The sequence below is a fragment of the Aeromonas sp. D3 genome, assembly GCF_027705025.1.
Lineage (GTDB): Bacteria > Pseudomonadota > Gammaproteobacteria > Enterobacterales > Aeromonadaceae > Aeromonas > Aeromonas salmonicida.
The window spans coordinates 1-688 of the sequence record NZ_JAPDBE010000101.1 but is presented as its reverse complement, the minus strand read 5'-3'; the positions used below and the strand labels follow the sequence as shown (position 1 = coordinate 688).

The 688-nt window shown below is 57.0% G+C and carries 1 protein-coding gene; it reads left to right on the top strand.

The window, feature by feature from the left end:
- The coding region (locus OKC28_RS22915) for an IS481-like element ISAs19 family transposase (RefSeq protein ID WP_270691161.1) at positions 1–688 on the top strand (688 nt) is incomplete at both ends.

Below are 688 nucleotides of genomic sequence, written 5' to 3'. Positions count from 1 at the left end.
ATTTGCTCTCCAAACACGACCGCTTGTTACGTCTCGAGAAAACCCATCGGGAACAAACGATTGAGCTCAATGACGAGCAAATTCGCCTGCTCGAGCGCTTCAGTCCCGAGTTCCGAGAACGTCAGATAGAGGTCCACTACACCGGGGAACTGGTGGCGGTCGACACCTTCTTCGTCGGCGCGCTCAAGGGGGTCGGTAAGGTGTATCTGCAAACCGTGCTGGACTGCTATAGCCGCCACGCCTGGGGGCGGCTCTACACCAGCAAGCTGCCCATCACCTCGGTCCATGTGCTCAACGAAACGGTGCTGCCATTCTTTGAAACCCACGAGGCACGGGTCTATACCATCCTGTCGGACAACGGGCGCGAGTTCTGCGGGCGCCCTGACCATCATCCCTACGAGCTGTTCCTGCAACTGGGGGGGATTGAGCACCGGACAACCAAGGTGCGCAGGCCGCAGAGCAACGGCTTTATCGAGCGGCTACATCGAACCTTGCTGGATGAACACTTCCGTATCAAGGGGAGAACGACTTGGTATGAGTCGGTGGAGCAGATGCAGACAGACCTGGATAGCTATCTGGAACACTACAACACCCAGCGGCCACATCAGGGCAGGATGATGGAGGGTCAGACCCCCTACCGCATGTTCAAGAAGGGTCTGAAATTGATACCGAAGGAAGTGCGCACTAA